We start from the raw sequence: 3366 nt of genomic DNA, 5'->3' as shown, positions 1-3366 counted from the left end.
AAAAACAGAAATACAAATATCAAATAGTCTTGGATCGGATTCTTCTCTAAAATAAAAAATTAAAAGAAACACACATGGATCGCCGCTCCACACTTCGACTTCCTTGCCCGGCACCCGCGCCGAAGGCTCCTCGCCCCCGTGGACCAGGCCGGGATCAGCCGCCGCAGGGTCGAGGTCATGGACCCCGGTCGCCGACACAGTGTCCTCGATCCATTCACCGGCCTCGAGGACCTCCGCGTCGACAATGTCGAGGTTCGGATCGGAGTCGCGTTCGATATCGGCTGTGCTGAGCCCGAACTCGTGGTGCAGGTGCGCGGCGATCGTGAGGTCCTCAGCCAACCCGGCCACGTCCTCGAGGCCGTGTGACCAACCGTCAGCGACATCGGCGCGGTCACCATCGGCGAACAGGTCCTCGGGGTTCAGGCCGGTGTCCTCGACGAACCGTTCCCGGTACGCCGCGGCGGCGGCGTCGGCGTCCGGTGAGAGGTTCCGGGTGGCCTCGGCCGCGGCGAATTGGGCGGCCGACGCTTGGCCGCTGCCCGTGCGCTGATCAGATTGGTGCAGGGTGTCAGTGAATCCGGCGGCACGGCGCCGGATGTCGATCAGCAGTTTCTTGTACTCGACATCGAGGTCGTGCAGTTCCACGGCCCGCGTTTCTCGATTCACATAGCCGGCGATCCGCTGTTTGTGCGCCTCTTCGCTGTGGGTGCGGTCGAGCTTGCCGGCCTCTTCGCGCCGTTCCAGATCCTTCTCGGCGCGGGTGATCAGGCCTTCCTTGTGCCGTACGTCGGCCCCGGTGATCTTGGCGGCGTTGGTAATGCGGGCGCGGACCTCGGCGATTCGCACCCCGATCAGCTCTCGCTCCAAGCCCAGATTGCCCAGGCGGCCCTGATGCTCGATGGCAGACCGAAAGTCTTTCGCGTCGGCCAAGCGGACCCGCTGATTGGATTCGGTGTGCGACCGTGAGTCGGCGCCCCAGCTACGAAACAGCCCTGCGGTGGTGTGGGCGGTCTGCAAGGCCTGCACGAACCCTTGTCGGACGGCTTGGCCGCTTTCCTCGACCGGGTCCCCACTCACGGCAGGACCCGCAAATCAGCTAGGAGCCAAGCATTTTCCGTAGATTGCCGGAGTGCGCGGGCGTAGACAGCGAACACGATCGGTGCCTGGTCGGTCGGGGTGATGGTGACCGACAGGACCCGGCTCGACGATGTCGCGGTGTCGGGCGGATGGTCATCAGCGCGCACCCGCACCTCTGTGCTCACTGCGACCTGCTTGGACACCCAGTCCTGCCACTGGCCCATCGTGATCGGCGTCCACATCGAGGCCCCCACCCGCGCATCGGCGGCGAACGCGCCGCGAAGCAGGGGACGGGCGGCTTCGAGCGTCGAGCGGGCGTCCATCCCGAGGATCGGGTCCAGCGCATAAATCGTCGATACCGCGGCGTGGAGGACCTCTGGCGCCGAACACGGACGCACTTCACTGTGCGGTGGTGGGAACGAGTCGGCGTGGCAGGCCGGTTCGACGACAGGCCGATGCTGGCTCGTGCTACATCCGACCACGAGGACCACGACCCCAGCGGCGGCTGCCAGGATCCAGGGGTTCATGAGACTGTCTCCGGTGGCTGCCACAGCTCCACCAAGTCGGCGGTCCGCCAGATCGCCGGATCGGGGTGGGTGCACTGCTCGGCGGCGGGGTTGTGCGCGCCGATGGTCGCGATCTCGAGCACCAACCCGGTCGCGCTGGCGATGCGATGCAATCGTGGCTGGTCCAGGCCGCGGCTGCGCGCCAGGTTCAGGCGCAGCACTCCGGCTTCGGCGCCCCACTCGCGCAGGGTGTGTCCGGCGAGCTCGATCGCTTTCTCCGCCGAGGTCGTCGCCGCGGTGACGCCGTCGGGGGCGGTGTGCTCGGTGAACGGTTCGTGCCAGATCAGGCGGCCGGTGGCCGCGCAGACGGTGAATGCTTCCAGGGTCGCGGCCGACCACACCATCAGCTTCGGGCCGGTGGCGGCCAATCGGGTGAGGTTGGCATCGGTAGTCGAGCGGGTGATTTCGGTGTGCCACAGGCCTTCGTAGTCGATCCCGATGTCGAGCAGCGCGGAGACGAACCGATCGGCCAGGTAGCCGGTGATGAACCCGTATTCGATGGCGAGCCGGTCGAATTACTCGGTGCGGGTGAAGGTCAACAACACGCGCGCACGATCGCCGACCATGTCCTCGGGTGTGATCGGCGCGAACGCACCGAACGGGGAACGCTGTGCTGTCATGGGGGGCTCCTTTGCAAGAAGTGGTCACAGGTCGAGTTCTGGGACGGGGTTCGCCGACAGAGCCGGGGGCGGTAGGTCGTGAGAGCTGTGATCGGCGTGGTCGCGGCCGTGAGTATCGGTGACGCCGGTGACCTCGATCGCGGTGCCGATCAGTTCTCCCGCGGGGCGTTCGATCTGGTCGCGGGTCTGCCACGCGTGCTCGGCGCTGGCGTCGAGTAGGTGTGGGGCGGGTGGCAGTTGGTGAGCTGGACTGTCGGCGATGGTGATGCCGACTATCCGCATCACTGCGACGCGGCATCGCGCGTCGCGCAGGACCGCCGGTTGGGTCACCGCACGCCATGCCCGCCCGCCTTCGAGCTCGAGCCGCTCGGCGACCGCGCCCAGTCGCGGCTGCCAGGCACTCGGGTCGATGTCCCACCAACCGCGTACTTCCGTTTCGGTCGCGTTGATGGCGGTGGCGGTCAGCGCGACCCGCAGCCACTGCAACCGCAGGTGCTCGCTGAGTCGCTCGCCACGGTGATCGTCGATCAGGCCCCGCTGGCGGCGAAGGACGCCGATGGCGGGCAGGGTGTAGAGCGCGTCGACCTGGTGACGCAGCTGGGCCAGCACCATCGGTCGAGCAACGGGTGTCGCCCTCGGCATAGTTGGCGGTTCACCGGTTGTGCGTCGGTCGAGGCGTCCCTGCTTGTCCGCCAGATGAATCCAGTCCGCGGGGACTCCGATCGCGGCAGCTTGCTCGTGCAAGACGCGATGGGCGATCGACAGCTCCCGCACCAGCCTGCTCGCCCGCGAGTCGGTCGACGGCTCGCGCGACAAGATCGTCAGGTCGGCGGTGACGTTCTGGATCGCCGACGCCATCCGCCGGTACACCACTGAATCGGCGCCTGTTCCGGAGGCTTCCGTCGGGGGGGGGGGGTGCCCGCGCCCCGCCCCCACGGGCGAGGGCGGGTTTTGGGGTCGGGGGGGGGGGGTCGGGGGGGTTGGGGACCCCCCCGCGGCGTCTTTCCCCCCACCAACCCCCCGGGGGCCCCGCCCTCCCCCCCCCCCCCCCCTGACGTTTTCGTCAGCTGAAGATCAGCCCTTGACGACCTGCGTGCCGCCGG

At 67.6% G+C, this 3366-nt stretch carries 4 protein-coding genes; all 4 read right to left on the bottom strand.

The window, feature by feature from the left end:
* Positions 1 to 1077: hypothetical protein (locus tag ACFWPJ_RS28440; protein WP_378855920.1), on the bottom strand; the 1077-nt coding region annotated here is incomplete at its 3' end.
* Positions 1074 to 1400, bottom strand: a complete 327-nt coding sequence (locus tag ACFWPJ_RS28435) for a hypothetical protein (RefSeq protein ID WP_378855918.1) — start codon at positions 1398 to 1400, stop codon at positions 1074 to 1076. The genes ACFWPJ_RS28435 and ACFWPJ_RS28440, both read right to left, overlap by 4 nt.
* Before the next feature lie 200 nt (positions 1401 to 1600).
* Positions 1601 to 2011 carry a hypothetical protein gene (locus ACFWPJ_RS28430; RefSeq protein ID WP_378855916.1) on the bottom strand — a complete coding sequence of 137 codons (411 nt, stop codon included), beginning with the start codon at positions 2009 to 2011 and terminating at the stop codon, positions 1601 to 1603.
* A gap of 276 nt (positions 2012 to 2287) precedes the next feature.
* Positions 2288 to 3121, bottom strand: a complete 834-nt coding sequence (locus tag ACFWPJ_RS28425; protein WP_378855914.1) for a hypothetical protein — start codon at positions 3119 to 3121, stop codon at positions 2288 to 2290.
* Between the last annotated feature and the right edge of the window lie 245 nt (positions 3122 to 3366).

This window comes from Nocardia sp. NPDC058497 (assembly GCF_042720195.1).
Taxonomy (GTDB): Bacteria; Actinomycetota; Actinomycetes; order Mycobacteriales; family Mycobacteriaceae; genus Nocardia.
Note: the sequence above shows the minus strand (reverse complement) of the source record. Positions and strands in the feature narration are given on the sequence as shown.

Coding starts and splice junctions, on each gene's coding strand:
- ACFWPJ_RS28435 (WP_378855918.1), bottom strand. CDS start 1,400: ATGGACGCCCGCTCGACGCTCGAAGCCGCCCGTCCCCTGCTTCGCGGC.
- ACFWPJ_RS28425 (WP_378855914.1), bottom strand. CDS start 3,121: ATGGCGTCGGCGATCCAGAACGTCACCGCCGACCTGACGATCTTGTCG.